25 protein-coding genes and 2 riboswitches are annotated in these 25,903 nt (G+C 75.0%); of the genes, 6 read left to right on the top strand and 19 right to left on the bottom strand.

The window, feature by feature from the left end; translation table 11 throughout:
• Window positions 1–105: 105 nt before the first annotated feature.
• From KGD84_RS23340 to fmt, 8 genes are all read right to left on the bottom strand, one after another.
• A complete protein-coding gene (locus KGD84_RS23340) occupies window positions 106–567 on the bottom strand; it encodes a PH domain-containing protein (protein WP_255647281.1) in 462 nt (153 codons plus the stop codon).
• A gap of 46 nt (window positions 568–613) precedes the next feature.
• Window positions 614–1,087: a 6,7-dimethyl-8-ribityllumazine synthase gene (gene ribH / locus KGD84_RS23345; protein ID WP_220562530.1), complete on the bottom strand. Its 474-nt coding sequence runs from the start codon at window positions 1,085–1,087 to the stop codon at window positions 614–616.
• Between the two features lie 34 nt (window positions 1,088–1,121).
• Entirely contained in the window at window positions 1,122–2,411 is a 1,290-nt protein-coding gene (locus KGD84_RS23350; protein WP_220562531.1) for a bifunctional 3,4-dihydroxy-2-butanone-4-phosphate synthase/GTP cyclohydrolase II, read from the bottom strand.
• Window positions 2,412–2,481: 70 nt separating this feature from the next.
• Complete coding sequence (locus tag KGD84_RS23355; protein WP_220562532.1) at window positions 2,482–3,120, bottom strand: riboflavin synthase; 639 nt, start codon at window positions 3,118–3,120, stop codon at window positions 2,482–2,484.
• Between the two features lie 115 nt (window positions 3,121–3,235).
• Window positions 3,236–3,366, bottom strand: a riboswitch (FMN riboswitch).
• A 73-nt stretch (window positions 3,367–3,439) separates the two neighbouring features.
• The gene (locus KGD84_RS23360) at window positions 3,440–4,486 is read right to left on the bottom strand and encodes a phosphatase PAP2 family protein (protein ID WP_255646758.1); all 1,047 of its coding nucleotides are present in this window, start codon (window positions 4,484–4,486) and stop codon (window positions 3,440–3,442) included.
• A gap of 167 nt (window positions 4,487–4,653) precedes the next feature.
• A complete protein-coding gene (rpe, locus tag KGD84_RS23365; RefSeq protein ID WP_220562533.1) occupies window positions 4,654–5,322 on the bottom strand; it encodes a ribulose-phosphate 3-epimerase in 669 nt (222 codons plus the stop codon).
• A 164-nt stretch (window positions 5,323–5,486) separates the two neighbouring features.
• On the bottom strand, window positions 5,487–6,959 hold the full coding sequence (locus KGD84_RS23370; protein WP_220562534.1) for an RsmB/NOP family class I SAM-dependent RNA methyltransferase: 1,473 nt from the start codon (window positions 6,957–6,959) through the stop codon (window positions 5,487–5,489).
• Between the two features lie 72 nt (window positions 6,960–7,031).
• Window positions 7,032–7,967 carry a methionyl-tRNA formyltransferase gene (fmt, locus tag KGD84_RS23375; protein WP_220562535.1) on the bottom strand — a complete coding sequence of 312 codons (936 nt, stop codon included), beginning with the start codon at window positions 7,965–7,967 and terminating at the stop codon, window positions 7,032–7,034.
• Between the two features lie 113 nt (window positions 7,968–8,080).
• Between fmt and KGD84_RS23380 the strand changes: the two genes are divergently transcribed.
• Window positions 8,081–10,156, top strand: a complete 2,076-nt coding sequence (locus tag KGD84_RS23380; RefSeq protein WP_220562536.1) for a primosomal protein N' — start codon at window positions 8,081–8,083, stop codon at window positions 10,154–10,156.
• Here the strand turns inward: KGD84_RS23380 and KGD84_RS33625 are convergent.
• The 4 genes from KGD84_RS33625 to KGD84_RS23400 form a co-directional block, all read right to left on the bottom strand.
• A complete protein-coding gene (locus KGD84_RS33625; protein WP_220562537.1) occupies window positions 10,153–10,899 on the bottom strand; it encodes a nucleotidyltransferase domain-containing protein in 747 nt (248 codons plus the stop codon). The two genes, KGD84_RS23380 and KGD84_RS33625, sit on opposite strands and share 4 nt — an antisense overlap.
• Window positions 10,896–11,429 carry a DinB family protein gene (locus KGD84_RS23390; protein WP_220562538.1) on the bottom strand — a complete coding sequence of 178 codons (534 nt, stop codon included), beginning with the start codon at window positions 11,427–11,429 and terminating at the stop codon, window positions 10,896–10,898. The genes KGD84_RS33625 and KGD84_RS23390 overlap by 4 nt, the downstream gene beginning before the upstream one ends.
• The gene (locus KGD84_RS23395) at window positions 11,417–12,115 is read right to left on the bottom strand and encodes an SAM-dependent methyltransferase (protein WP_255646760.1); all 699 of its coding nucleotides are present in this window, start codon (window positions 12,113–12,115) and stop codon (window positions 11,417–11,419) included. The genes KGD84_RS23390 and KGD84_RS23395 overlap by 13 nt, the downstream gene beginning before the upstream one ends.
• 313 nt (window positions 12,116–12,428) lie before the next feature.
• Window positions 12,429–13,763 (bottom strand): aminotransferase class V-fold PLP-dependent enzyme, encoded by a 1,335-nt coding sequence (locus KGD84_RS23400; protein ID WP_220562540.1) that lies wholly within the window; start codon window positions 13,761–13,763, stop codon window positions 12,429–12,431.
• Window positions 13,764–13,819: 56 nt separating this feature from the next.
• Window positions 13,820–13,934: riboswitch (SAM riboswitch) on the bottom strand.
• A gap of 238 nt (window positions 13,935–14,172) precedes the next feature.
• Between KGD84_RS23400 and KGD84_RS23405 the strand changes: the two genes are divergently transcribed.
• The 5 genes from KGD84_RS23405 to KGD84_RS23425 all read left to right on the top strand — a co-directional run bounded on the left by KGD84_RS23405 (window position 14,173) and on the right by KGD84_RS23425 (window position 18,132).
• Window positions 14,173–14,529: a DUF3870 domain-containing protein gene (locus KGD84_RS23405; RefSeq protein WP_220565262.1), complete on the top strand. Its 357-nt coding sequence runs from the start codon at window positions 14,173–14,175 to the stop codon at window positions 14,527–14,529.
• Between the two features lie 5 nt (window positions 14,530–14,534).
• Window positions 14,535–15,755, top strand: coding sequence for a CaiB/BaiF CoA transferase family protein (locus KGD84_RS23410; protein WP_255646761.1), 1,221 nt, complete (start codon window positions 14,535–14,537; stop codon window positions 15,753–15,755).
• Window positions 15,752–16,939: an acyl-CoA dehydrogenase family protein gene (locus tag KGD84_RS23415; protein WP_220562542.1), complete on the top strand. Its 1,188-nt coding sequence runs from the start codon at window positions 15,752–15,754 to the stop codon at window positions 16,937–16,939. Before KGD84_RS23410 ends, KGD84_RS23415 begins: the two co-directional genes overlap by 4 nt.
• 67 nt (window positions 16,940–17,006) lie before the next feature.
• Window positions 17,007–17,474 (top strand): nitroreductase family deazaflavin-dependent oxidoreductase, encoded by a 468-nt coding sequence (locus tag KGD84_RS23420; RefSeq protein WP_220562543.1) that lies wholly within the window; start codon window positions 17,007–17,009, stop codon window positions 17,472–17,474.
• A 79-nt stretch (window positions 17,475–17,553) separates the two neighbouring features.
• On the top strand, window positions 17,554–18,132 hold the full coding sequence (locus KGD84_RS23425; protein ID WP_220562544.1) for a TetR/AcrR family transcriptional regulator: 579 nt from the start codon (window positions 17,554–17,556) through the stop codon (window positions 18,130–18,132).
• Window positions 18,133–18,163: 31 nt separating this feature from the next.
• Here the strand turns inward: KGD84_RS23425 and KGD84_RS23430 are convergent, their stop codons facing one another.
• From KGD84_RS23430 to KGD84_RS23460, 7 genes are all read right to left on the bottom strand, one after another.
• Window positions 18,164–20,341 carry a RelA/SpoT family protein gene (locus KGD84_RS23430; RefSeq protein WP_220565264.1) on the bottom strand — a complete coding sequence of 726 codons (2,178 nt, stop codon included), beginning with the start codon at window positions 20,339–20,341 and terminating at the stop codon, window positions 18,164–18,166.
• A 462-nt stretch (window positions 20,342–20,803) separates the two neighbouring features.
• Window positions 20,804–21,358, bottom strand: a complete 555-nt coding sequence (locus tag KGD84_RS23435) for an adenine phosphoribosyltransferase (protein WP_220562545.1) — start codon at window positions 21,356–21,358, stop codon at window positions 20,804–20,806.
• 200 nt (window positions 21,359–21,558) lie between these two features.
• The gene (gene yajC, locus KGD84_RS23440; protein ID WP_220562546.1) at window positions 21,559–21,930 is read right to left on the bottom strand and encodes a preprotein translocase subunit YajC; all 372 of its coding nucleotides are present in this window, start codon (window positions 21,928–21,930) and stop codon (window positions 21,559–21,561) included.
• 298 nt (window positions 21,931–22,228) lie between these two features.
• Window positions 22,229–23,374, bottom strand: coding sequence for a Holliday junction branch migration DNA helicase RuvB (ruvB, locus tag KGD84_RS23445; RefSeq protein ID WP_220562547.1), 1,146 nt, complete (start codon window positions 23,372–23,374; stop codon window positions 22,229–22,231).
• 11 nt (window positions 23,375–23,385) lie between these two features.
• Window positions 23,386–24,003 carry a Holliday junction branch migration protein RuvA gene (ruvA, locus tag KGD84_RS23450; protein WP_220562548.1) on the bottom strand — a complete coding sequence of 206 codons (618 nt, stop codon included), beginning with the start codon at window positions 24,001–24,003 and terminating at the stop codon, window positions 23,386–23,388.
• 32 nt (window positions 24,004–24,035) lie between these two features.
• Window positions 24,036–24,590 carry a crossover junction endodeoxyribonuclease RuvC gene (gene ruvC, locus KGD84_RS23455; RefSeq protein ID WP_220562549.1) on the bottom strand — a complete coding sequence of 185 codons (555 nt, stop codon included), beginning with the start codon at window positions 24,588–24,590 and terminating at the stop codon, window positions 24,036–24,038.
• Window positions 24,591–24,727: 137 nt separating this feature from the next.
• Window positions 24,728–25,879 (bottom strand): acetyl-CoA hydrolase/transferase C-terminal domain-containing protein, encoded by a 1,152-nt coding sequence (locus KGD84_RS23460; RefSeq protein ID WP_220562550.1) that lies wholly within the window; start codon window positions 25,877–25,879, stop codon window positions 24,728–24,730.
• Window positions 25,880–25,903 lie beyond the last annotated feature (24 nt).

The following is a 25,903-nucleotide window of genomic DNA, read 5'->3' on the forward strand; positions in this document are numbered from 1 at the left end:
CAAACTATGTGCTCCGCCCGGCATGACGGGAGCCTCCGTTCCGTCAAGAAACGAAGGCTCCCGTTGGACGTTCGCACAAGGCGGGCGGGACCGCGGGTCCCGGGGTCAGTCCCGGTCCGGCTCCGCGGCCTCGCCGCGCTCGCGCAGCAGCTCCCGGAACTCCTCCAGGGCGGCGCGGGCCCGGTCGCCGTCGGCGCTCTGGATGCCCATCACCGCCAGCGTGGTCCCGTCGGACAGGTCCACCGACGGCCACGGCTCGCCCTCGGGCATCCGCACGTCCACGATCTCCGCCCACGACAGCACGTGCGTGCGGATGCTGTTGACCACCGTCACCCCGTCCCGCGACGCCTCCAGCCTGGGCCGGGCCAGCAGGTGCAGGGTCGCGGCGATCGCCAGGCCCACGCCCACGAGCAGCAGCCGGTCCATGAACCGCCAGTCGCCCGGCAGCACCGACGCCAGGACGGCCATCGTGGCCACGATCAGCAGCCCCAGCCCGTAGGCGACCATCCGCACCGCCCGGGGACGCCAGACCCTGGGCCCCTCAGGCCGCCGCGCCGCCTCGTCCACGGTCTGTTCCCTCGTCCGCACTCGTGACTCCCACTCCCCGAACGGCCTAGCTCCGCAGTCCGCGCAGGACCACGGCCGCCTCCAGCGCGGCCAGGGCCGCCTCGGCGCCCTTGTCCTCCGCGCTGCCCGGCAGACCGGCGCGGTCCCGCGCCTGCTCCAGGGTGTCACAGGTCAGCACGCCGTTGCCCACGGGGGTGGACTGGCGCAGCGCCACCTCGGTGAGCCCCTGCGTCACCGACTGGCACACGTACTCGAAGTGCGGGGTCCCGCCGCGGATGACCGCGCCCAGCGCGATCACCGCGTCGTGGCGGCGGGCCAGCTCCTGGGCCACCACCGGGATCTCGACCGCCCCGGCCACCCGGACCACCACCGGCTCGGCGGCACCCGACCCCTTGACCACCGCCAGCGCGTTGGCCAGCATCGGCTCCACGATCGGCGCGTTCCACCGGGTCACCACGATGCCCACCGACATGCCGGAGGCGTCGACGTCCTGCCCCTGCGGGCGTCCTTCACCGCTCATCGCTTCTTCGCTCCAGTCGTCTCGTTCTCGTGGGTCAGTCGGTGACGCCGGACAGGTCGTGCCCCATCCGGTCGCGCTTGGTCCGCAGGTAGGCGGCGTTGTCGGCGGTGAGGAACGCGGGCATCAGCACCCGCTCCTTGACCCGCACCCCGTGCCGCTCCAGGCCCTGGGCCTTCTCCGGGTTGTTGGACAGCAGCCGCACTGAGGAGACGCCCAGGTCGGCGAGGATCTGCGCCCCGGCGCCGAACTCCCGGGCGTCCGCCGGCAGCCCCAGCCGCAGGTTCGCGTCGACGGTGTCCATCCCCTCGTCCTGGAGGGCGTAGGCGCGCAGCTTGTGCAGCAGCCCGATGCCGCGCCCCTCGTGCCCGCCCAGGTAGACGAGCACCCCGCGGCCCTCGCGGGCGATGTCGGCCATGGCCGCGTCCAGCTGCGGGCCGCAGTCGCAGCGGTGCGACCCGAACGCGTCGCCGGTCAGGCACTCCGAGTGCAGCCGCACCAGGACGTCGGTGCCGTCCCCCAGGTCGCCCATGACCAGGGCGACGTGCTCGGCGCCGTCGGCCGTCCCCTTGAACCCGACGGCGCGCCACTGCCCGTACCGGTTGGGCATGCGGGTCTCCACCAGGCGGGTCACCAGCGGCGGGTGGGCCTCCTCCTCGGTGAGCGACTCGCCCAGCGCCAGGCGGTACGCGGCCAGCTGCTCCACCGACACCAGCTTCAGGCCGTGCTCGTCCGCGAACTCGCGCAGGCGCGGCAGCCGCGCCATGGTGCCGTCGTCCTCGACCACCTCGGCCAGCACGCCGGCGGGGCGCAGGCCGGCCAGCCTGGCGAAGTCCACCGACGCCTCGGTGTGGCCGCGCCGGGCCAGCACGCCGCCCGGACGGGCGCGCAGCGGCAGGATGTGCCCGGGGCGCACGAAGTCGGTGGGGCGGCTCCCGGCGGAGGCCAGCAGGCGGATCGTGTGCGCCCGGTCGGCGGCGGAGATGCCGGTGCTGACGCCCTCGCGGGCGTCCACCGTCACGGTGTAGGCGGTGCGCAGGCTCTCCTCGTTGCGCGCCGTCATCAGCGGCAGGTCGAGCCGGTCCAGGTCCGGGCCCTCCATGGGCACGCAGACCACGCCGGAGGTGTAGCGGATCATGAACGCCAGCAGCTCGGGGGTGGCGAGCTCGGCCGCGAAGATGATGTCGCCCTCGTTCTCGCGGTCCTCGTCGTCCACCACCACGATGGCGCGTCCGGCGGCGAAATCGGCGATGGCGTCCTCGATCGGGTCGAGGACCACGGGCCGCTCGGCGTCGGCCGCGGCCGGGGTGGTGTCGGTGACGGTCATTCCCGCTCCAGGTGTCGGTGGGTGTGGTGTGGGATCGGTGGCGGCCCGTCGGGGTCCGCTCCGGCGGGGGTCAGGTGTGCGCGCGGCCCTCGGCGGCGGCCACGGCGGTGATGCGCTCCACGTACTTGGCGACCACGTCGACCTCGATGTTCACGGCGGCGCCGACGGCCAGGGAGCCCAGAGTGGTGGCGCGCAGGGTCTCCGGGATGAGGCTGACCTCGAAGAACCCCCGGGCCGCGCCCGGGTCGCTGACGGCCGACACGGTCAGGCTGGTGCCGTCGACCGTGATCGACCCCTTCTCGACCACGTACCGGGACAGCCCGGCGGGCAGCTCGAACCGTAGAACATCCCAGTTGTCGCCCGGATTCCGGGAGACCAGGCGGGCGGTGCCGTCCACGTGGCCCTGCACGATGTGCCCGCCCAGGCGCGAGTCGACGCGCGCGGCGCGTTCGAGGTTGACCGGGGAGCCGGCGGCCAGGGAGCCCAGGGAGGAGCGGTCCAGGGACTCCTTCATGACGTCGGCGGTGAAGGTGCCCTCGCCGCGGTCGACGACGGTCAGGCACACGCCGTTGACGGAGATGGAGTCGCCGTGGCCGGCGTCGGAGGAGACCAGGGGGCCGCGCACGGTGAGCCGAACGGCCTCGCCCGCGGTGCCCGCGGGGGTGAGGGAGACGACCTCGCCGAGCTCTTCCACGATTCCTGTGAACACGCCCTTGCCTTCCCAATCGCCTGGTACGGCTCCGGGGCGTGTGCGGAACATGCGTCCACGGCGGGTCGGCGAAGGGCCGCGGGCACGGGGGCACCACGGCACACAGACCGTCCCGACGCGTGCTGCCTCCCATCCGGACTTTCACCGTCGGTACCGGAATTCCACCGGTTCAACCGGCCGATGGACTCGGCCGGGTCGCGGACTGTCACCGCCGGTTCGGACTTTCACCGACCCCGGAGCACGCATTCTCAACTGATGTCTGAGACGCCAACGATCTTAACGCCGCAGTAGCAACAGCGCATAGTTCGTGTGATGGGGATCATGCCCCGGGCAGGTCGTCCAGCCGGTCCCGCGCGTGTCCGCCCTGGCCGGGGGGCGTGCCGGGGCGCTCCGCCAGCCCGCTGCGCACGAACAGCTCCGGCGCGCCGAAGGTGATCCAGAACAGGATCGCGCCGGAGGCGGCGAAGGAGGCGACGGCGTCGGCCATCCCGGTGAGCGGCCCGGACAGCAGCCGGGAGAGGACCTCGATGCACAGGACCACGGACAGGCCCAGGACGAACCGGGCGGCGCGCGCGCCGATCCGCCCCCGGGCCGAATACCAGCCGCGGCGGTCCAGCAGTGTGAGCCCGACGAGGACGGCCAGCAGCGCGCCCGACGTGGAGTAGACGCCGGAGAGGGTGTACCCGGCCGGGTCGGGCGGGACGGCCCCGATCCACCCGGCGGGGACGGTCCAGTCGCCGCGGGCGGTGTAGCGCCACAGTGCGGCCAGGACGCAGGGCACCAGCGCCGCCGCGACCGCGAGGGACGCCCAGCGCGCCGTCGGCAGCCCGCGCCACCAGGCCAGGACGCGGTCCTCCCAGCGCAGGAACGCCCACAGGATCAGCGCCCCCAGCAGGACGCCGACGACGACGTCGCTGATGAAGTGCGCGCCCAGGTAGACGCGGGAGAAGCAGATGAGGGCGGCCAGCGCGAGCGCGGCCCACAGCAGCCCGCGGCGGCCGGACCTGATCCCCGCGTACCCCAGGACCACCGTGGCGCCCTGAGCGTGCCCCGAGGGCATGCCGAAGCTCGACTCGCTCGTGTGCTGGGCGATCTGCGCGCTGTACCAGGAGGGGCGCGACCCGTGGACGAAGAGCTTGAGCAGGTGGTTGACCACCGACGAGGAGATGGCCAGGACCAGCAGCCGGCCGCCCAGGCCGGGGCTGACGCACCAGAAGACCAGCGCCAGCAGGGGGATGACGACCGCCTGGGCACCGAGGCCGGTGACGGCGGTCAACGGCAGGACCGGCCAGTCGGCCAGGCCCTGGAGCCACTCGATGGGCGCGGTCTCCGCGTCCCACAGCACGTCCATGATCACAGCGCGCACCCCAGGTGTCCGCGCTTGGCTACGTGCTCACGCCGCGCCGCTCCCCCAGACCGCCGGCGCGGGGGGAAGACGGAGCCGCGACCAAGCTGAATCGACGACTACGGTGCGCCAGCCTAGGGGGTGCGGCGGGGCGGTGGCCAGTCGGGGCCCCGGCCGCACCGGGATCGTTATCCCCGGGCGGCGGCCTCGACGGCCTGGGCGCGCAGGGAGTCGATCGCCTTGGCGGGGTCCTGGGCGCCGTAGACGGCGGACCCGGCGACGAAGACGTCGGCCCCGGCCTCGGCGGCGCGTTCGATGGTCTCGTCACTGACGCCGCCGTCGACCTGGAGCCAGACGGAGGCCTCGCGGCCGTCGAGGATCTCGCGGGCCCGGCGGATCTTGGGCAGGACCAGGTCGAGGAACTTCTGGCCGCCGAAGCCGGGCTCGACGGTCATGAGCAGGAGCATGTCCATCTCGCCCACGAGGTCGGCGTAGGGCTCGACCGGCTCGGCGGGGTTGAGGGCCAGCCCGGCGCGGGCGCCCAGGCGGCGGATCTCGCGCAGGGTGCGCACGGGGGCGCTCGCGGCCTTGGCGTGGATGGTGACGCTGCCGGCCCCGGCCTCGGCGTAGGCGGGCGCCCAGCGGTCGGGGTCCTCGATCATGAGGTGGCAGTCCAGGGGGGTGTCGGTCGCCTTGAGCAGGGACTCGACGATGGGCAGGCCGAGCGTGAGGTTGGGGACGAAGTGCCCGTCCATCACGTCGACGTGCAGCCAGTCGGCGTTGGGGACGGCGGCGGCCTCGTCGGCCAGGCGCGCGAAGTCGGCGCTGAGGATGCTGGGTGAGATCTGGATTGCCACGCCTGGCAGTGTAGCCAGGGCGGTGGCGGCCGCGGTGCCGGGGCGCCCGGTCGGACCTGGGTGCTTTTGCGAAAAGCACCAACTTGACGATGTAGATCACGCTTGTCCGGTTCTGCCGGGAAAGCCCGGCGGCGCTCCGGGCGGGAGCGCCGCCGGGCGCCGCGTCAGTTCCGGCGCAGCAGGGCCAGGAACATGGCGTCGGTACCGTGCCGGTGCGGCCAGAACTGCGCGTAGTTCCCGTCCTCCCCGGCCGCCAGGCCGGGCACCTCGTCCAGCAGGTCGGGGGCGCGCAGCAGGGTGAGGTCGTCGCGCTCGGCCAGGACGCGGCGCACGATCGCGTCGGTCTCGTCCAGGTGCGGGGAGCACGTCACGTACGCCACCACCCCGCCCGGCCGCACCGACTCCACGGCGCTGACCAGCAGGTCGTGCTGGAGCGGGGCGAGCTCGGCCGCGGAGTCCTCGGTGCGCCGCCAGCGCGCCTCGGGGCGGCGGCGCAGCGCGCCCAGACCCGTGCAGGGCACGTCGGCCAGGACCCGGTCGAACGTCCCGGGGCGCCAGGCCGGCCGGGTGCCGTCGGCGGCGATCGCCCGGCCGGCGTCGCGCGGGGCGCGGCGCACCGCGCCCGCGACCAGCCCGGCGCGGGCTGGCTGGACCTCCGAGGCCACCAGGCGGGCCTCGCGCCGCCCGGCCAGAGAGGCGAGCAGCCCGGCCTTGCCGCCGGGGCCCGCGCACATGTCCAGCCACAGTTCGTCGCGGCCCTGGACGTCGACCCGGGTCAGGGCGAGCGCCACCAGCTGGCTGGCCTCGTCCTGGACCGCGGCGCGGCCCTGGCGGACCTCGCGGATCGCCGCCGGGTCGCCCTCGGTCAGCCGCGCGCCGAACGGCGAGTACGGGGTGGGCTCGGCCCCGGCCGCGACCAGGTCCTCGACGGTGGCGCGGCCCGGCTTGGCCACCAGGGTCACCCTGGGCCGCTCGTTGTGGGCGGCGAGCAAGCGCTCGGTCTCCACCAGGCCCGTCTTGGACCGCTCCCCCAGGGCGCGGGCCAGCTCCTTGACGATCCAGCGCGGGTGGCTGTGCACCACCGACAGGTACCCGCTGGGGTCCACGGCGCGGTCCGGGGCCACGACCCCGGTCCACTCGTCCAGGTCGCGGGCGGACACCTTGCGCAGGACGGCGTTGGCGAACCTGGCCCGGTGCTGGCCGACCACCCGGCGGGCCAGGTCCACGGTGGCGCTGACGGCGGCGTGCGGCGGGATCTTGGTGGACAGCAGCTGGTGGGCGCCCAGCCGCAGCAGCGGCAGCACCTCGGCGTCCACGGAGGCCAGGGTGCGGTCCACGCACGTCTCCATGATCGCGTCGTAGGTCCCCTGGAGGCGCAGCGTGCCGTAGGTCAGCTCGGTGGCCAGGGCCGCGTCGCGGCCGGCGATGCCGCGTTCGTTGAGCAGGGAGGGCAGCAGCAGGTTGGCGTAGGCGTCGCGGTCCTGGACCGCGCGCAGGACGTCGTAGGCGACCCGGCGGGCCGGGTCGCGGGGCGCGCCGGGCTTCGCGGCAGCGCCCTGGGCCCCGCCGGACCGTGCCCCGCCTGGGCGGGGCCCGCGGCGCGGACGGCGGTACGGGGATCGGGACTGCTCGCTCAAGGTGTGCTGCTCCTGGGCCTGAAGGACGTGACCGGGTGGGGCGCGGCCCCACCCGGTCGAGCCTACGGCAGCTCAGTCGCCCAGGCGGTCATCCGCGGTGGGACGCACGCCACGGGCCCAGTCCACGGCGTTCATCGCGCGCTTGCCCTGGGGCTGCACCTCGCCCAGCCGCACCGGGTGGGTGGCGGTGCCGACCAGGACCCGCTTCTTGTCGGCGTGCAGGCGGCCCGGGTCCAGGGCCGGGGTGTCGGCGTCGGTGACGGGGACGAGGGGGCCGAGCTTGAGCCGCGCGCCGCGGAAGGTCGTCCAGGCGCCGGGGGCGGGCGTGCAGGCGCGCACCAGCCGGTCAACGCGCTGGGCCGGGGCGGTGAAGTCGACCTCGGCGTCCGCCGGCTCCAGCTTGGAGGCGTAGGAGACCTCGGCGTCGGGCTGCGGGACCGGGGACAGCTCGCCCGAGGCGATGCCGTCGACGGTGCGGACCAGCAGCCCCGCGCCCGCGTCGGCCAGCCGGTCCAGGAGTTCGCCGCTGGTGTCGGTGGGGCGCACGGCCTCGGTGAGGGTGCCGTAGACGGGGCCGGCGTCCAGCTCCTTGACGATCCGGAACGTGGAGGCCCCGGTGACGTCGTCGCCGTGCAGGACGGCGTGCTGGACCGGGGCGGCGCCGCGCCACGCCGGCAGCAGGGAGAAGTGCAGGTTGACCCAGCCGTGGCGGGGGATGTCCAGGGCGGCCTGGGGCAGCAGCGCCCCGTAGGCGACCACCGGGCAGCAGTCGGGGGCGATCTCGGCCAGGCGGGCCAGGAAGTCGGGGTCGCCCGCCTTGGCGGGCTTGAGGACCTCGATGCCCGCCTTCTCGGCGAGCTCGGCGACCGGGCTGGGGGACACCTTGCGCCCGCGCCCGGAGCGGGCGTCGGGGCGGGTGACGACGGCGGCGACCTCGTGGTCGGAGTCGATCAGCGCCTGTAGGGACGGAACCGCGACCTGCGGTGTTCCGGCGAAGACGAGTTTCATGCGGGTCCCCCCTGGCTGTGCGGTCCGCGGCCCACCGCCGCGGTTCCCAGTTCTACCAGCCGTACCGGGCGCCCCACGGCCGGTGTCGCCGGGTTCTGGTACACCAGAGGGTGATGACATCCCAGCCCACCGGACCCGAGGGGGTCCTCTTCGAGCTTCCCGCCGCGCCCCCGGCGGAGAAGGAGCAGGAGAAGAAGCGGTCCGGCCGCCCGGCCCCGCGCACGCCCGCCGAGCGGCTGCCGGTCGCGCGCGTGGTCGTGGACACCCCGCTGCCGCACCTGGACCGGTACTTCGACTACCGGGTGCCCGCCGACATGGACGAGGCCGCGGTGCCGGGCTGCCGGGTGCGGGTGAGGTTCAACAACCGGAAGCTGACCGGGTTCCTGGCCGAGCGGGTGGAGGCGTCGGAGTTCACCGGCCGGCTGGCCTACCTGGACTCGGTGGTCTCCCCCGAGCCGGTGCTCACCCCCGAGGTCCTGGGGCTGTCCCGCGCGGTCGCGGACCGGTACGCGGGCACCCTGAGCGACGTGCTGCGGCTGGCGGTGCCGCCCCGGCACGCCCGGGCCGAGAAGGAGGAGCCCGCCGGGGGCGCCGAGGGGGGGTTCGCCGCACCGGGGGCGGGACCGTGGGAGGACTACCCCGACGGCCCGGCGTTCCTGGCGGAGCTGGCCGCGGGGAGGGCGCCCCGGGCCGTGTGGAACGCGCTGCCGGGGCCGGACTGGCCCGAGGCGATCGCCGTGGCCGCGGGCACCGCGCTGGCCGCCGGGCGGGGCACCGTGGTCGTGGTGCCCGACGGGCGCGACGTGGAGCGGGTGGACGCGGCACTGACCGCGGTGCTGGGCCCGGACCGGCACGTGGCGCTGACCGCCGGACTGGGCCCCGCCGAGCGGTACCGGCGGTGGCTGGCGGTGCTGCGCGACCGGGTGCGGGTGGTGGTGGGCACACGGGCGGCGGCGTTCGCCCCCGTGCGCGACGTGGGCCTGGTGGTGCTGTGGGACGACGGCGACGACGTGCACGCCGACCCGCACGCCCCCTACCCGCACGCGCGCACGGTGCTGTCGATGCGCGCCCACCGGGCGGGGGCGGGGGCGCTGATCGGCGGGCACACCCGGACCACCGACGCCCAGATGCTGGTGGACTCGGGCTGGGCCGGGCAGCTGGTCGCCGACCGGGCGGTGCTGCGCAGGCGCGCCCCGGTGGTGCGGGCCGCGGGGGACGACCGCGAGCTGGAACGGGACGGGGCGGCGCGCTCGGCGCGGCTGCCGGGGCTGGCGCTGCGGGTGGCGCGGCAGGCGTCCCGGGAGGGCGCGGTGCTGTTCCAGGTGCCGCGGCGCGGCTACCTGGCGACGCTGGCCTGCGCGGGCTGCCGGGAGCCCGCGCGCTGCGACGCCTGCCACGGGCCGCTGGCGGTGCGCGGCTCGCACGCCCTGCCCTCCTGCGGGTGGTGCGGCCGGGTGGCGGGCGCGTGGGCGTGCCCCGAGTGCGGGGTGAACCGGATGCGCGCGGTGGTGGTGGGCGACCGGCGCACCGCCGAGGAGCTGGGGCGGGCGTTCCCGTCGGTGGCGGTGCGCACCTCCGGCCGCGACGAGGTGCTGCCCGCGGTGCCGGGGACGCCGTCGCTGGTGGTGGCCACCCCGGGGGCCGAACCGGTGGCCGAGGGCGGGTACGCGGCGGCGGTGCTGCTGGACGGCTGGGCACTGCTCAACCGGCTGGACCTGCGGGCGGCCGAGGAGACGCTGCGGCGGTGGCTGAGCGCCGCGGCGCTGGTGCGCCCGGGCGGCACGGTGGTGGTGTGCGCCGAGGCGTCGTCGCCGGTGGTGCAGTCGCTGGTGCGCTGGGACCCGGCGGGGTTCGCCGAACGCGAGCTGGCCGACCGCCGCGAGCTGGGGTTCCCCCCGGCGGTGTCGATGGCGTCGGTGACCGGCGGCCCCGACCACGTGCGCGAGCTCCTGGACCAGGTGGAGCTGCCCGAGGGCGTGGAGCTGCTGGGCCCGGTGCCCGTCGGGCCCGACCGCGAGGGCCCCGCCGGGCCGGGCGGGGCCGGCACCACCGAGCGCGCCCTGCTCCGGGTGTCCCGCGCGGGGGTGGGCCCCCTGGCCCGCTCCCTCAAGGCCGCCGCGGCCGCCCGCAGCGCCCGCCGCGAGGAGCGCCTGGCCCAGATCCGCGTCGACCCCCTCCACGTGGTCTAGGGCTTCGCTGCGCGGGCGAGTTCGGAGGCCAGGCGGCGGGCGAGCCCGGGGTCGGCCGCCGCGATCTCGGCGATGAGCAGGTCGGCCAGGGCCGCCAGCGGCTGGAGCAGGCCCTCTCGGGAGGTGTCGGCGGGCAAGGACGCGGCCAGCGGGCCCAGGACCTCCGGCGGCAGCAGGTGGGCGCCCTTGGCGTGGGCGGCGGGCAGCCCCCGGTTGCGGCAGGCCAGGGCGATGGCCTGGGTGCGCAGGGCTCCGATCCAGTGGACGGCCTGCCAGATGCGGCCGCGTTCGACGCAGGTACGGGCGTGCAGGGCGTGGTGCCAGGCCAGGCCGATGAGGGTGTCGGGGTCGGGCTCGGCGAAGGGTTCCAGGGCGTGGTCCCGGCCGAACAAGGTCCGCCACTGCGGGCCCCGGGCGCCGAACTCCTCCCCCGGGACAACGGTGAGGTCGACCTCGGGACCGCCAGGGAGCAGGAACACCCGGACCGCACCGGGCCGGGACAGTGGCAGGTCCCAGTGGTGGACCGCCGCGTACCGGCCGGTGAGCAGGTCCGTCCAGTCCGCCAGGACCGCCTCGTGCGGTCCGGCGGTGCCCAGGACGAGGTCGATGTCGGACCAGGGGTCGGCCGTGCCGGCGGCGAGCGAGCCGGTCAGCGCGGCCCCGATCACGGCCGGGTCGGCGCGGGCGCGCTCCATCAGGTCGGAGAGGAGGCGGTCGCGGCGTCCCGGATCGGGCGGGGTCACCGGAGTCCCGCGCGGTAGAGGTCGCGGAGCAGGGAGATCTCGGCGCTGTGGTGGATGACCTCGCGCTGGACGTGCAGGACGAGGGCGACCATGGGGAAGTCGGACCACTCGGGGGACTCGGCGCCGCCGACCGGGGCGGCCAGGCCCTCCTCGTCCAGGGAGCGGACGTGGTCGGACCAGGAGAGGTACGCCAGGCGCAGGCGCTCGCGGGCGCCGTCGGCGGTGCCGGGCCATTCGACGCCGTGCAGGGCGCCGTGGCCGAAGTGGCGGTCGTCGCGCAGCTCCAGGACCTCGACGACGATGTGGCCCAGCCGCCAGGCGATGGTGGTGACCGGCGGCGGGTCGGGCTCGGGACTCGCCCGGTCGGGGCGGAAGCGGCCGTCGGGGCCGGGGCGCACGCCCCAGGCGCCGGGGGCGGGCTCCCAGTGGAACTCCGCGTCGGTGAGCCCCTCCAGCCGGGGCCACAGCGAGAAGTCCCAGTAGAACTGGAGCTGCGCCAGGATCTCGCCCGTCCAGTTCAGCGTCGCCATCGGTTCCCGCCCCCGCCCCGTGCGGGCGCGCGGCCGAGCGCGCCCAGGATCCCGCTGCCGCGGGCCGCCACGTCCTCGTCCGGATAGGGCCACCACACCAGGTCGGCGGCCCCGGGTTCGACGGGGTGGAAGGGGGCCAGGGCGCGCAGCAGCACCTGGTGGGGCGCGGTGGAGGCCAGGGCGAGGTGGCCGCCGCCGCGCAGCAGGCCGTACAGGTCGGCGATGCCCCCGGGCGGGGCGTCGGCGGGGAAGGGCCGGGTCATGAGAACGGCGACGGGCTCGTCGAGGTCGACGAGCCCGGAGGTGGCGAGGCGGTGCAGGGCGGCGGAGGGGCCGCCCTCGGAGGAGACGACGGCCCCGTCGGAGGAGGCGAGGGTGCCGGCGACCCCGGGCGGGGCGACGTGGACGACGCGGGCGCCGGGCCGGTGGGCGCGGACCATGGCGGCCAGGCCGGGCACCGGGCAGCCCCAGTCGACGAACTGGCCGGTCCCGGCGTCCGCGCACAGGTAGGCGGTCACCCGGTCCAGGAACGCGGTGTGGCGGCGGGCGGCCTCGTCGGGCTCCGGGCTCGGGCGCGGGGGCCGGCCGCGCAGGTCGACGACGCCGGATCCGCGTGCGGGTCGGCGCACCGGCTCGCGGTGGGCGCCCCTGAGCGGTCCCGCCTCGTTGCCTCGGACGTCCGTCACGATCACGCTCCCCCAGCCGGTCCGCTCGTGGGAGGCCGGCGCGCCGTCGGCAGGACCGGTCGGGTCCGCGGCACCGCGCCATGCCATCAGGGCCTGATGCTACCCCTTGGGAAAGTGATTCCCGGCACACCCCTGTGTGTTATGTGCCCTATTTCGTCGTTTGTTGCGCCTTGTGCCCTCAGGGATTCCGAGGCGTAAGTCCTGAAAAGCACATCGGGGGCGCCGCCCGCGGGCGGCGCCCCGACCGGGGACCTCCCGCCCCGGGGGCGGCGGGAGGGCCGCCCCGCCGCAGGGGGCCCGGCGGGGTGGGGCGTCAGCGGGGGTCGGGCACCGGGACCAGGCGTCCGTCCGCGTCCGCGTACTCCCAGCGCGGGCCGTGCTCGACCAGGTCGGCGACCGCGCCGACGAGCCGGTCCACGTGCTCCCGCGTGGTGCCGACGCCCAGGCTGGCCCGGACCGCCTGGCCGTGGCCCGCGGGCAGCAGGTGGCGGGTCAGCGGGTGGGCGCAGAAGAGGCCGTCGCGGACGCCGATGCCGTACTCGGCCGACAGCGCCGCCGCCAGCAGGTCGGCGGGGATCCCGTCCACGACGAACGACACGATGCCCACCCGCGGGTGGTCCTCGTCCCACAGGGACAGCTCGTGCACGCCGCCGATCCCGGCCAGTCCCGCGCGCAGCCGCTCCACCAGCGAGGTCTCGCGGATGTGCAGCAGTTCCTGCACGCGGGGGGTGAGGGTGTCGCAGGCCGCGGCCAGGGCGACCGCGCCCAGCACGTTGGGGCTGCCCGCCTCGTGCCGGGCCGGCAGGTCGTTCCACACCACGTCGTCCTCGGTGACCAGCCGTGTGGCGCCGCCGCCGGACAGGTAGGGCGCGGCCTCGCGCAGCCAGTCGGCGCGCCCGGCCAGCACGCCCGACCCGAACGGGGCGTAGAGCTTGTGGGCGGACAGGGCAACGTAGTCGGCGCCGGTGGCCGACAGGCTGAACGGCAGGTGCGGGGCGTACTGCGCGGCGTCCACCACCACACGGGCGCCCTCGGCGTGGGCGGCCGCCACCAGCTCCTCGACCGGCCAGATCTCGCCGGTGACGTTGGAGGCGGCGGTGACGCAGAGCAGGCGCGGCCCCCGCGGGGCGGCGGCCAGCGCGGCGCGGGCGGTGTCGACCGCCGCCCCGGGGGACTCCGGCAGCGGCAGGCGCACGACCGACCCGGCGCGGGAGGCCGGGTGCTCCCAGGGCAGCAGGCTCGCGTGGTGCTCGGACTCGAACACGACCACCGTGCAGTCCTGCGGCACCGCGCGGGCCAGCAGGTTGAGGGCGTCGGTGGTGCCGCGCACGAAGACCACCGCGTCGGCGGGCTCGGAGCGCACCCCCAGGAAGCGGGCCACCGAGCGGCGGGCCCGCTCGTAGGCCTCGGTGCTGACCCGGGAGTGGTGGCCGGCGCCGCGGTGAACGCTGGCGTAGTAGGGCAGGGCCGCCGCCAGGGCCTCGGCGACCGGGGTCAGACAGGGGGCGCTGGCCGCGTAGTCCAGGTTGGCGTACTCGACGCGCTCGCCGGAGACCAGGGGGACACCCTCATCGGCGGTGACGATCGTGCACCGGCCCAGGTCGGGCTGGGCGGAGCGGGCGGAGCCGATGGGAGTGACGACGGTCATGGCACACCTCTTCTGTGGGTCGTGGGACCCACGGGTGCCGGTGGGGCAGCGCCAAGGGTCCGCGCTTGTCCGACACGGTCGTGTCGGGACCTGGTCCTCACCCGGGGCACCCCACCGCGGAAGGAGGGTTGCCGACCAGCGAGCCGGGGCTTCGCGCTGGTACTCGTGACCTGCGACGCAGGTTAACACAGCGCTCGCGGAACGCAACAGGGCGGTCCGGCTGTGGCCCGGGACACCCTTTCGCGCCTTTCCGCTCGACAGCCGGGGAACGGGCGCGCCATACTGGTCCGCATCTGCCCTCACGTCGCGGGTGTCCGGTTCCCCCCGGACGCCTCCCAGGCGCGAGACTCCAGAGCATCGGAGTTTTCGCATGCCCGCGATCAAAGAGGTGACGTACGTGCACGACCGTATGCAGCAGGTCTTCCGCAATCCCCGGGTCGTCCTGATCTCCGGCTACGCCCGCCTGCCCGACTCCGTGGCCAGCCATTCGCAGTACCAGCGCCTGGGCGTCGTCCTGGCGGTGGACACCGCCGACGGCCGGATCGTCGCCGCCGACACCACGCTCCTGACCGACCTGGCCAAGGACTTCTTCCGGGCCCTGGTCGAGGGCGAGTCGGTCACCGAGGACATCGCCGAACTGGTGCGCCGGGTGCAGACCCGCTACGCGGGCCAGTCCGGGGCCGCCCTCACCACCGCGCTGCGCCGCTGCCTGGAGAGCTACTACCAGCTCAGGGACGACCACCAGTTGCCGAGCGGCGAGGAGTGAACCCGTTGTCCGTGCCTCAACCCCTGCCCCTGACCGGGGTGCGCGTCGCCGACCTGTCCCGGGTCCTGGCCGGCCCCTACGCCACCATGCTCCTGGCCGACATGGGGGCCGAGGTGATCAAGGTGGAGCAGCCCGGCCGGGGCGACGACACCCGCGCCTGGGGCCCGCCCTGGGCGGGCGGGGAGGCCGCCTACTTCCTGTCGGTGAACCGCAACAAGCGCAGCCTGGCCGTCGACCTGAAGGACCCCGACGGGCGGGCCGCCGTCCAGGAGCTGTGCGCGGGAGCCGACGTGGTGGTGCAGAACTTCCGCCCCGGCGTCATCGACCGCCTGGGCCTGGGCTACGCCGACGTCAGCGCCCGCAACCCGGCCGTCGTGTACTGCTCGGTGAGCGGGTTCGGGCCCGAGCACGAGCCGGCGGGCCGTCCCGGGTTCGACATCGTGGTGCAGGCCGAGAGCGGCCTGATGGGCACCACGGGCCCCGCCGAGGGCCCGGCCAGCAAGGTCGGGGTGGCCCTCACCGACGTGCTCACCGGGCTCAACGCCGCGGTGGGCATCCTGGGCGCCCTGATGCGGGCCCGCACCACCGGCCGGGGCGAGGAGATCAGCGCGTCCCTGATCAACTCCACCCTGTCCGGTCTGGTCAACCTCACCCAGCAGGCGCTGGTGACCGGGGCCGAGCCCGCCCGGGTCGGCAACGCGCACACCACGATCGTGCCCTACCAGGCGTTCCCCACCGCCGACGCCGACCTCGTCATCGCCGCCGGCAACGACGCGCTCTACCTGCGCATGTGCGAGGCGCTGGAGCGGCCCGACCTGGCCGCGGACCCCCGTTACGCCACCAACCCGGGCCGGGTGGAGCACCGCGGGGAGCTGGTCGGGGAGATCAGCGCGACCCTGCGCTCCCGGTCCGCCGACCACTGGGCCGAGCGCCTGCTGGCGGCGGGCGTGCCCGTGGGCCGGGTCCGCGGGGTGCTGGACGCGCTGCGCACCGCCGACGCCCGCGGCGACGACGTGCTGCGCGCCGTCGACCACCCCACCGCCGGCCTCCTGGAGCAGGTCCGCGCCGGGTTCCGGCTGGAGAACACGCCTCCCCCGCTGACCGCGCCGCCCCTGCTGGGGCAGCACTCCCGGGAGATCCTCACCGAACTGGGCCTGGCCGCGGACCTGATCGACGCGATGGTCGAACGCGGCGCCGTCCAACAGCACCCGAAAGGAAACCCATGAGCGACCGCAAGGCACCCGCCCCGGACCCCCGCGACTTCCTGGCCGTGGACGCCGGACTGGACGACACCGAGCGCGACGTGCGCGACGCGGTCCGGGCGTTCGCCGCCCGCGAGCTGCTGCCCCACGTGGCGGACTGGTTCGAGGCCGGCACCCTGCCCGACCCGCGCGGCCTGGCCAAGGCGTTCGGCGACCTGGGCGTGCTCGGCATGCACCTGGAGGGGTACGGCTGCGGCGGCTCCAGCGCCGTCGCCTACGGCGTGGCCTGCCGCGAGCTGGAGGCGGTGGACTCGGGGCTGCGCAGCTTCGTGTCCGTGCAGGGCTCCCTCGCCATGGCCGCGATCCACAAGTACGGCTCCGAGGAGCAGAAGGAGCACTGGCTGCCCCGCATGGCCGCGGGCGAGGCCATCGGCTGCTTCGGCCTGACCGAGCCCGACTCCGGCTCCGACCCGGGCTCGATGCGCACGCGCGCCCGCCGCGACGGCTCCGACTGGGTGCTCGACGGCACCAAGATGTGGATCACCAACGGGTCCGTCGCCGACGTCGCCGTGGTGTGGGCCGCCACCGACGAGGGCATCCGCGGGTTCGCGGTGCCCACCGACACCCCCGGGTTCACCGCCAACGTCGTCCACAGGAAGCTGTCGCTGCGCGCCTCCATCACCTCCGAGCTGGTGCTGGAGGGGGTCCGGCTGCCCGCCGACGCGGTCCTGCCGGGCTCGCGCGGGCTGGGCTCCCCGCTGTCCTGCCTCAACGAGGCCCGCTACGGGATCGTGTGGGGCGCGGCGGGCGCGGCCCGCGCCTGCTACGAGGCGGCGCTGGAGTACGCGGGCACCCGCGAGCAGTTCGGCAGGCCGATCGCCGGCTTCCAGCTGACGCAGCGCAAGCTCGCCGACATGGTCGTGGACGTCGGCCACGCCGGCCTGACCGCCCTCCAGATCGGGCGGCTCAAGGACCGGGGGCTGGCCCACCACAACCACGTCAGCTTCGGCAAGTTCGCCAACGTCGCCGCGGCCCAGCGGGTGGCCGCGGCGGCCCGGTCGGTGCACGGGGCCAACGGGATCACGCTGGAGTACCCGGTGATGCGGCACATGGTGAACCTGGAGACGGTGGCCACCTACGAGGGCACCGAGGAGATCCACGCGCTGAGCATCGGACAGGCGGTGACCGGCATCTCGGCCTTCCGGTGACCTCCGGCCTGCCGTTCCCCCCGGGCAACCACCACAATGGGGGGCAAGCGATCGAGGGAGTAGCCAGATGGTGGACGAACCGGCGAAGCGGTTCGAGATGACGCGCGGCCGACGGGTGCTCAACGCGGCGCTCGGCGGCTTCGTCAAGTACGGGGTGTGCCCGCCCGACACGTACCTGCTCACGACGCGGGGGCGCAGGACGGGCTTCCTGCGCACCGTCCCGATCAACCTCGTGGACAACAACGAGGGCCGGTTCCTGGTCGCCCCCTACGGGGAGGTCGACTGGGTGCGCAACATCCGCGCGGACGGGTTCGCGACGCTGCGCAAGGGCGGCTGGATCGAGCTGGTCAGCGTGCGCGAACTGGACGCCGCGGAGGCGGCCCCGGTGCTGCGCGAGTACGTGGACCACCCCCGCGCCCTGGTGGTGGCACCGTACTTCGAGGCCCCGCCGGACGCGCCGGCCGAGGCCTTCGAGGCGGAGGCGCACCGGCACCCGGTGTTCCAGATCGTGCGGTCCACGACGATCCGCATCTGAGCGCGCGGCCCCGGCCCCCCGCGGGCCGGGGCCGCCGTTCGGATTGACACCGGACGCTCATGAGTGTGTACTCACTTACATGAGCGTTACCGAAGCGGGCCGTTCCACGGCCGAGGCGCGCAGGGCGGCGATCCTGCGGCACGCGGTGCCCGTCTTCGCCCGGAGCGGCTACCACGCCACCCCGGTGACGGAGATCGCCGACGCGGCCGGGATCTCCCAGGCCTACGTCTTCCGGCTGTTCGGCAGCAAGCTGGGCCTGTTCACGGCCACGCTGGACCGCTGCTTCGGGCTCATCGAACAGGCCCTGCGCGAGGGCGCGGAGAAGGCGCCCGGCGCCCCCGCGTCCCAGGTCCTGGCCGCGATGGGCGACTCCTACGCGGAGCTGATCGCCGACCGCGACCTGCTCATGCTCCAGGTGCACGCCCAGAGCGCGGCCGACGTCCCCGAGGTCCGGGAGTGCATGCGGCGCGGGTACGCCTCGGCGGTCACCCTGGTGCACGAGCTGTCCGGCGGCACCCGGGAGCAGGTCCGGTACTTCATGGCCATGGGCCTGATGTGCCACCTGATCACCGCCCTGGACCTGGACGGGGTCGACGAGCCCTGGGCCCTGACCCTGACGAGCGGCATGACCGTCCACGGGCGGCGCGCCGACGGGTGAGGGCGGACGCCCGCGGCGCCCGCCCCGGCGGTCAGTTGCGGACGCGGTACACGTCGTAGACGCCGTCCACGTTGCGCACCGCGCGCAGCACGCTGCCCAGGTGGGCGGGGTCGGCCATCTCGAACGTGAACCGGCTCTGGGCGACCCGGTCCCGGCTGGTCTGCACCGTCGCCGACAGGATGTTGACGTGCTGGTCCGAGAGCACCCGGGTGATGTCCGACAGCAGCCGGGCCCGGTCCAGCGCCTCCACCTGGAGGGCCACCAGGAACAGCGAGTCCTCCGTCGGCGACCAGTCCACCCGCACCTTGCGCTCGGGGTCCAGGGTCGCGATGTTCACGCAGTCGGCGCGGTGCACCGACACCCCGTTGCCGCGGGTCACGAAGCCGACGATGTCGTCCCCGGGCACCGGCGTGCAGCACTTGGACAGGCGCGCCCACACGTCGGCGTCGCCCTCCACGACCACGCCCGGGTTGCCGGGCTGGCGCTGGCGGGGCGCCTTGGCGGGCAGCGCCGGCTCGGCGATGTCCTCGGGGTGGTCGTCGGCCAGGCCCATGGAGTCGACCAGCTTGGCGACCACGTTCTGGGCGCTGACCTGCCGCTCCCCCACCGCCGCGTACAGGGCGTCCACGTCGGGATAGCGCAGCTCGTCGGCCAGGGCGACGATGGACTCCCCGCTGAACAGGCGCTTGACCGGGAGCTCCTGCTTGCGCATGACCTTCGCGATCTCCTCCTTGCCCTGCTCGATCGCGGCCTCGCGGCGCTCCTTGGTGAACCAGTGGCGGATCTTGTTGCGGGCGCGGGCGCTCTTGACGAAGTCGAGCCAGTCGCGGTTCGGCCCGGCGTCGGGGTCCTTGGAGGTGATGATCTCGACGGTCTCGCCGTTGTGCAGCTCGGTCTCCAGCGACACCAGGCGGCCGTTGACCCGGGCGCCCACCGTGCGGTGGCCGACCTCGGTGTGCACGGCGTAGGCGAAGTCGACCGCGGTGGCGCCCTGCGGCAGCGAGATGACGTCGCCCTGCGGGGTGAAGACGAACACCTCCTGCACCGACAGGTCGAAGCGCAGCGACTCCAGGAACTCGCCGGGGTCCTTGGTCTCCTGCTGCCAGTCGATGAGCTGGCGCAGCCACGCCATGTCGGAGCCGCCCTTGGGCGTGGCCGCGGCCCCGCCGCTGTTGCGGTCCTCCTTGTACTTCCAGTGGGCGGCGATGCCGTACTCGGCGCGCCGGTGCATGGCGCGGGTGCGGATCTGCAGCTCCACCGGGTTGCCCGAGGGCCCGATGACCGTCGTGTGCAGCGACTGGTACATGTTGAACTTGGGCATGGCGATGTAGTCCTTGAACCGCCCGGGCACGGGGTTCCACCTGGCGTGGATGGTCCCCAGGGCCGCGTAGCAGTCGCGGACGCTGTCCACCAGGACCCGCACGGCGATGAGGTCGTAGATCTCGTCGAAGCCGACGTTGCGGGCGATCATCTTCTGGTAGATCGAGTAGTAGTGCTTGGGCCGCCCCTTGACGGTGGCCTTGATCTTGGACTCGCGCAGGTCGCCGGAGACCGCCTCGATGACCTCCTGGAGGTACACGTCGCGGCGGGGGGCGCGCTCGGACACCAGGCGGGCGATCTCGTCGAACCGCTTGGGGTAGAGGGTGGCGAACGCCAGGTCCTCCAGCTCCCACTTGATGGTGTTCATGCCCAGGCGGTGGGCGAGGGGGGCGAAGATCTCCAGGGTCTCGCGGGCCTTCTTCTCCCGTTTGGCGACCGAGGGCAGGTAGCGCAGGGTGCGCATGTTGTGCAGCCGGTCGCAGAGCTTGATGACCAGCACGCGGATGTCGCGGGCCATGGCCACGACCATCTTGCGGACGGTCTCGGCCTGGGTGGCCTCGCCGTACTTGACCTTGTCGAGCTTGGTGACGCCGTCGACCAGCTCGGCGATCTCGTCGCCGAAGTCCGCCCGCAGCTCGCCGAGCGTGTACCCGGTGTCCTCGACGGTGTCGTGCAGCAGGGCGGCGGCCAGGGTGGCCTCCTGCATGCCGAGCTCGGCGAGGATGGTGGCGACGGCGAGCGGGTGGGTGATGTAGGGGTCGCCGCTCTTGCGTTTCTGGTCCCGGTGGTGGTGGGCGGCCACTTCGTAGGCGCGCTCGATGAGCCGCACGTCCACCTTGGGGTGGGTGGCGCGCACGGTCTTGATCAGTGGTTCCAGCACCGGGTTCATCGTCACTCCCCGCTGGGCGCCGAGTCGGGCGAGTCTCCTGCGGACCCGCACGGTGGAGGGCGTGGATGCGGTGGAGGGCGCCGCCGTGGCGGCGCCCTCCTGGCGGTCGTCGGTCGTGGGGGCGTTCCCGTCGGTCCCGGGGCGGGCGGCGTCCTGTCGCGTCCCGTTCCCGGATACCGCCCCGGTCGGGACCACTTCGCCTGGCATGCCTACCTCCCGCGGTTCCGCCCGGATCGTACGGGCGGTCGGCGTCGCCCGGCTGCTCCGGTGCACGTGCGTATCTTCAGGTCCGGTCGCCGATCACGGCCGCGGTGCCGCTCCCCGTCCAGTCTAGTGTCCCCCGCCCGCCTCCCACCGGGGCTGACGCGCGGCGACGCGGTCGGCGGCCGCGGGCTCAGGGAACCGCCGGTACGCCGGGTCCCGGTACGCCGGACGTCGGGTCGGCGGGTGCGGGCGGGTCTCTCAGACCGAGAGGAGGGCGTGCGGCTCCACGTCGGACAGCCTCTCGCGCCCCCCGAGAGCCGTGAGCTCCATCAGGACGGAGAATCCCACGACCGTACCACCCGCCTTGCGGACCAGGTCCACCGCGGCCCGCCCGGTGCCGCCGGTGGCCAGCACGTCGTCGACGATGAGCACCCGGGAGCCCTCGGTGACCGCGTCGGCGTGGATCTCCACGGTCGCGGTCCCGTACTCCAGATCATAGGGCTGCTCGATCACGGCCGCGGGCAGTTTCCCGGCTTTGCGCGCGGGGACGAACCCGGCGCCGAGCGCCAGGGCCACCGGGGCGCCGAAGATGAACCCGCGGGCCTCCAGCCCGACCACGTGGTCCACGCCGGCGTCCCGGAAGGGCTCGGCGAGGCCGGCGACGGTGGCGGCCAGCGCCGCGGGGTCGTTGAGCAGCGGCGTGATGTCCTTGAACAGGATGCCGGGCTTGGGGAAGTCCGGGATGTCGCGGATGCGGCCCAGGAGCAGGTCCGGGGCGGCGGCGGTGTCCGCGGGGGTGTGGTCGTGGGCCATGGTGCGGTGTGGACCTTACTGGTGTTCCGGGGTGACTGTCGTTGCGGCACGTCCGTGCCGTGCGGCGCGGGCGCGCCCGCGGGGGCGGCCGCACACGGCGGTACCGGCCCCGGTGGGGGCCGGTACCGGAGGGTCCGCGCGTCGGCGCGCCGGACCGCCGGCCCCGGGGCGGTGTCGCCACGGGGCACGTGCGGCGGCCGTCAGTTGTTGGGCTTGGGGTCGTCGTCGCCGAAGTCGGGACGGTCCTCGACCGGCGTGTCGTCGGCCTGCGGGGTGAGGATCTCGCCGATGCCCGGCTTGAGCATGCGGATCCGGGTGCCCGGCGAGATCTCGAGGATCACGTCGTTGTCCTGGACCTCGACGACGGTGCCGTAGATACCCGCCTTGGTCATGACCTCGACCCCGGGGACGAGGGCGCTCTGCATCTGCGCCTCCTGCTGGCGCCGCTTCTGGTTGGGCCGCCAGATGAGCAGCCAGAACACCAGGAGGATGAGGGCGATCATGGGGAGCGAGGAGAGGATTCCTCCGCCCGCGGGCGCGGCTCCGTCGGCGAGTTGGTAAAGGCCCTGCACGGGGCGTCCTTCCTGAAGTCTTCGTCTGTGGCCGGCGGCGCGGTCGACGCGGCGGCCACCCTGTTCGTGCCGGTCGGACGTGTTCGGCCCGCACGGCACCCGGTGGCTACAACGTTCCGGGCGGCCGATGCGTTCCTTCGGTGTCGGAACGCACTCTCCGGACCGGGGTGTCACCCCGTATCTCCGTCGGTCCGTCACAGCTTACGTGTCGCCGGTCACCGTTCCCCAACCGGCGCGGATCGGAGTGTTAACGGTCGCCCCCGCCTCCGGGGGCGGCCGCGGCCCGCGCCGGTGCGGTTCAGGGGGTGCCCGAGGACCCGTTGCCGTTGGTGCCGCCGGAACCCGTGGTGCCGCCGCCCTGGGCCGCGGCGGCCGCGCCGAAGGCGGCGTCCGGCGGGGGCGTGAGCCCCAGGTGGGCCCAGGCGAGCGGGGTGGCGACCCGGCCGCGCGGGGTGCGGGCCAGGAACCCGGAGCGGACCAGGAACGGCTCGGCGACCACCTCCACGGTCTCGGCCTCCTCCCCCACCGACACGGCCAGGGTGGACAGGCCCACCGGGCCGCCGCGGAAGCGGCGGAGCAGCACGTCGAGGATGGCGCGGTCGAGGCGGTCCAGGCCCAGGGCGTCCACCTCGTACAGCTCCAGGGTGGCGCGGGCGGTGTCCAGGGACATGATCCCGTCGCCGCGCACCTCGGCGTAGTCGCGGACCCGGCGCAGCAGCCGGTTGGCGATGCGGGGCGTGCCGCGCGAGCGCCCGGCGATCTCGCGGGCGGCGTCCTCGGCCAGCGGGACGCCGAGCAGCCCGGCCGAGCGGTGCAGGATGCGCTCCAGCTCCTCGGCCGAGTAGAAGTCCATGTGGGCGGTGAACCCGAACCGGTCGCGCAGCGGGGCGGGCAGCATCCCGGCCCGGGTGGTGGCGCCGACCAGGGTGAAGGGGGCGATCTCCAGGGGGATGGCGGTGGCGCCGGGGCCCTTGCCCACGACCACGTCGACCCGGAAGTCCTCCATGGCGACGTAGAGCATCTCCTCGGCGGGACGGGCCATCCGGTGGATCTCGTCCAGGAACAGCACCTCGCCCTCCTGGAGGGTGGACAGCACCGCGGCCAGGTCGCCGGAGCGCTCGATGGCGGGGCCGGAGGTGATGCGCAGGGGGGAGCCAAGCTCGGCGGCGATGATCATGGCCAGGGTGGTCTTGCCCAGGCCCGGGCCGCCGGACATGAGGATGTGGTCGGGGGCGCGGTTGCGTTTGCGGGCGCTGTCCAGGACCAGGGAGAGCTGCTCGCGCACCCGTTCCTGGCCGACGAACTCGTCGAGCGCGCGCGGCCGCAGGGCGCCCTCCAGCCGGCGCTCGTCGGCTCCGGCCTCGGAGGAGACGGCCTCCCGGGCGTACGGCCCGGGGAGGTCCCGGTCCGCCGGTCCCGTCGGTCGGTCGTGGTCGTCGTACACGGTGGGCCCTCCTAGGCGCGGCTGAGGGTGCGCAGGGCGCTGCGCAGCAGGACGGCGACGTCGGCGGTCTCCTCGGCCTGGGGCGCGACGGCGGCGGCCGCGGCCTCGGCGTCCTTGGCGGACCAGCCCAGGTTGACCAGGCCGGAGACCACCTGGGTGCGCCAGGCGCCGTTGGGCCCGGCCCCGGCGCCGTCCGGGACCGGCGGCAGGGTGCCGTCGGTGAAGACGGGCGGGTCGATCTTCCCGCGCAGCTCCAGGACGATGCGCTGGGCGCCCTTCTTGCCGATGCCCGGGACCCGGGTCAGGGCGTTGGTGTCCTCGGTGGCCACGGCGTGGCGCAGGGAGTCGGGGCTGTGCACCGAGAGCATGGCCAGGGCCAGCCGGGGACCGACCCCGGAGGCGGTCTGGAGCTGCTCGAACAGGTGCTTCTCGTCGTCGTCGGCGAATCCGAAGAGGGTGAGGGAGTCCTCGCGCACGACGAGGCTGGTGGCGACGGTGCCGGTCTCCCCCACGTGCAGGCGGGACAGGGTGCTCGGGGTGCACTGCACGGACATGCCGACCCCGCCGACGTCGATGACGGCGCTGCCTGCGCCGCGTGCGGCCACCCGGCCGGTGAGGAACGCGATCATGTCATGGGGGCACCGGGTGCCCTTCTCCTTCCCTAGGGGCGGGCGCCGCGGGCGCGGCGGGCCAGTTCGACCTTGCGGGCGAAGTCCTGCTGTGCCTGGGCCACCCGGGCCTGGGCGCCGCCGCGCCAGATGTGGCAGATGGCCAGGGCGACCGCGTCGGCCGCGTCGGCGGGGCGGGGCGGGCCGTCGAGTCCGAGGATACGCGCGACCATGGTGCCGACCTGCGCCTTGTCCGCGCGGCCGCTGCCGGTGATGGCGGCCTTGGCCTCGCTGGGGGTGTGCAGGGCGACGGGCAGGCCGCGGCGGGCGGCGCAGACCAGGGCGATGCCGCTGGCCTGGGCGGTGCCCATGACGGTGCTGAGGTTGTGCTGGGCGAAGACCCGCTCGACGGCGACGGCGTCGGGGCGGACCTCGTCGAGCCAGCGCTCGATGCCGCGCTCGACGCCCAGCAGGCGCTGGGGCAGGTCCTCGTCGGGGGAGGTGCGGATGGCGTCGGCGCCGATGAGGCTCAGGGGGCGGCCGATGGCGCCCTCGACGGCGCCGACGCCGCACCGGGTGAGCCCCGGGTCGATTCCCAGCACGCGCACGCGCCCCACACCTTTCTCGAACGTTCGTTCGCACCATGCTAATGCCGCGGGACGACAGGAGTCCCGCGCCCGGCCCGGCGTGTCTCGGGGGCCGTGCCGGTCGAGCGTACCGGGGCCCGGGGACGGGGCGGGGGCGTTCAGGCGCGGCCGGTCCCCCACAGGTCGGCCAGGGCGGCGCGGCGCTCGGCCCGGGAGAGGCCGCGCAGGTCGGCGACGCCGCGCTCGGTGACCACGACCTCCACGTCCTGGGAGGGGGTGGTGACCGGCCGGGAGAGGCGTTCGACCAGGGTGGAACGGCCGCGGTGGCGGGTGGGGACGGCGATGACGCTGAGCCCGCCGACGGAGCGGGTGGCGGCCGCGGCGTAGTCGGAGTGGCCGCCGATGCCGCCGAGCACGCCCCGGGCGGTGCCCTCGACGTTGACCTGGCCGTCGTGGTCGATCTCCACCGCGGTGTTGACGGCGACGAAGGGGTCGGCGGACAGGCGGCCGGGGTCCAGGACGTGTTCCACGGAGTGCAGCAGGGGGCGGCCGTCGGCCCAGGCGTGCAGGCGCGGGCCGCCGACGAGGTACATGCCCACGGGGTCGCCCAGCAGCAGGCCGCGCTCGTCGAGGTCGACGGCGGCCTCGGGCAGCGGCCCGGAGTCGATGCGCACGGGGACCCGCAGCTCGGCGGCCAGGGCGGCGGGCACGGGGCCGAAGCCCAGTTGGAGGCGGGCGCCGGCGGGGATGAGGGGCGCCAGGTGGCGGGCGATGGCGGCCTGGTCGGGGCCGGTGGGCGAGGGGCGCAGGGTCCCGGCGGTGCGGTCGCTCCCCCCGATGACGACGACACGGTCGGCGGGCAGCGGCGGCCCGGCGTCGGCGCGGGGCAGGTTCGGCGAGACCACCGCGGCGACCAGGGCGCCCGCCTCGACGGCGGTGCGCAGCCAGCCGGCCTCGCTGCCGAAGGCGTACCCGCCGGGCACCGGGACCACCGAGGCGACGAGCAGGTCGGGGCGCCACAGGCCGTGCAGCAGGGCGGGGACGGCGGACATGCGCACCGGCGGGTGGGCGATGAGGCCGCGGTCGACGTGGTCGCGCAGGCCCCAGCCGGGCATGACGGTGCGGGCGTCGGCGAACGCGGCGGGGTCGAGCCCGGGGTCGGCCTCGGGGACCCAGCCCAGGACGAGGCGGACGCCGCCGGCGCGCGCGGCGGCCGCGCACAGGTCGGCGGTGACGCTCCGCGGGGCGCCGAACCCGTCGCCCAGGGCGACGGTCGCGCCCGGTCCCACCAGGTCCGTCAGGCTCTCCACGTTCTCCCCTTCCGCCGGACCGAC

The sequence above is a fragment of the Nocardiopsis changdeensis genome (assembly GCF_018316655.1).
In the GTDB taxonomy this organism is placed as follows: domain Bacteria; phylum Actinomycetota; class Actinomycetes; order Streptosporangiales; family Streptosporangiaceae; genus Nocardiopsis; species Nocardiopsis changdeensis.

Coding starts and splice junctions, on each gene's coding strand:
- ribH (WP_220562530.1), bottom strand. CDS start 1,087: ATGAGCGGTGAAGGACGCCCGCAGGGGCAGGACGTCGACGCCTCCGGC.
- KGD84_RS23350 (WP_220562531.1), bottom strand. CDS start 2,411: ATGACCGTCACCGACACCACCCCGGCCGCGGCCGACGCCGAGCGGCCC.
- fmt (WP_220562535.1), bottom strand. CDS start 7,967: ATGAAACTCGTCTTCGCCGGAACACCGCAGGTCGCGGTTCCGTCCCTA.
- KGD84_RS23380 (WP_220562536.1), top strand. CDS start 8,081: ATGACATCCCAGCCCACCGGACCCGAGGGGGTCCTCTTCGAGCTTCCC.
- KGD84_RS23390 (WP_220562538.1), bottom strand. CDS start 11,429: ATGGCGACGCTGAACTGGACGGGCGAGATCCTGGCGCAGCTCCAGTTC.
- KGD84_RS23400 (WP_220562540.1), bottom strand. CDS start 13,763: ATGACCGTCGTCACTCCCATCGGCTCCGCCCGCTCCGCCCAGCCCGAC.
- KGD84_RS23405 (WP_220565262.1), top strand. CDS start 14,173: ATGCAGCAGGTCTTCCGCAATCCCCGGGTCGTCCTGATCTCCGGCTAC.
- KGD84_RS23415 (WP_220562542.1), top strand. CDS start 15,752: ATGAGCGACCGCAAGGCACCCGCCCCGGACCCCCGCGACTTCCTGGCC.
- KGD84_RS23420 (WP_220562543.1), top strand. CDS start 17,007: ATGGTGGACGAACCGGCGAAGCGGTTCGAGATGACGCGCGGCCGACGG.
- KGD84_RS23425 (WP_220562544.1), top strand. CDS start 17,554: ATGAGCGTTACCGAAGCGGGCCGTTCCACGGCCGAGGCGCGCAGGGCG.
- KGD84_RS23430 (WP_220565264.1), bottom strand. CDS start 20,341: ATGAACCCGGTGCTGGAACCACTGATCAAGACCGTGCGCGCCACCCAC.
- KGD84_RS23435 (WP_220562545.1), bottom strand. CDS start 21,358: ATGGCCCACGACCACACCCCCGCGGACACCGCCGCCGCCCCGGACCTG.
- ruvA (WP_220562548.1), bottom strand. CDS start 24,003: ATGATCGCGTTCCTCACCGGCCGGGTGGCCGCACGCGGCGCAGGCAGC.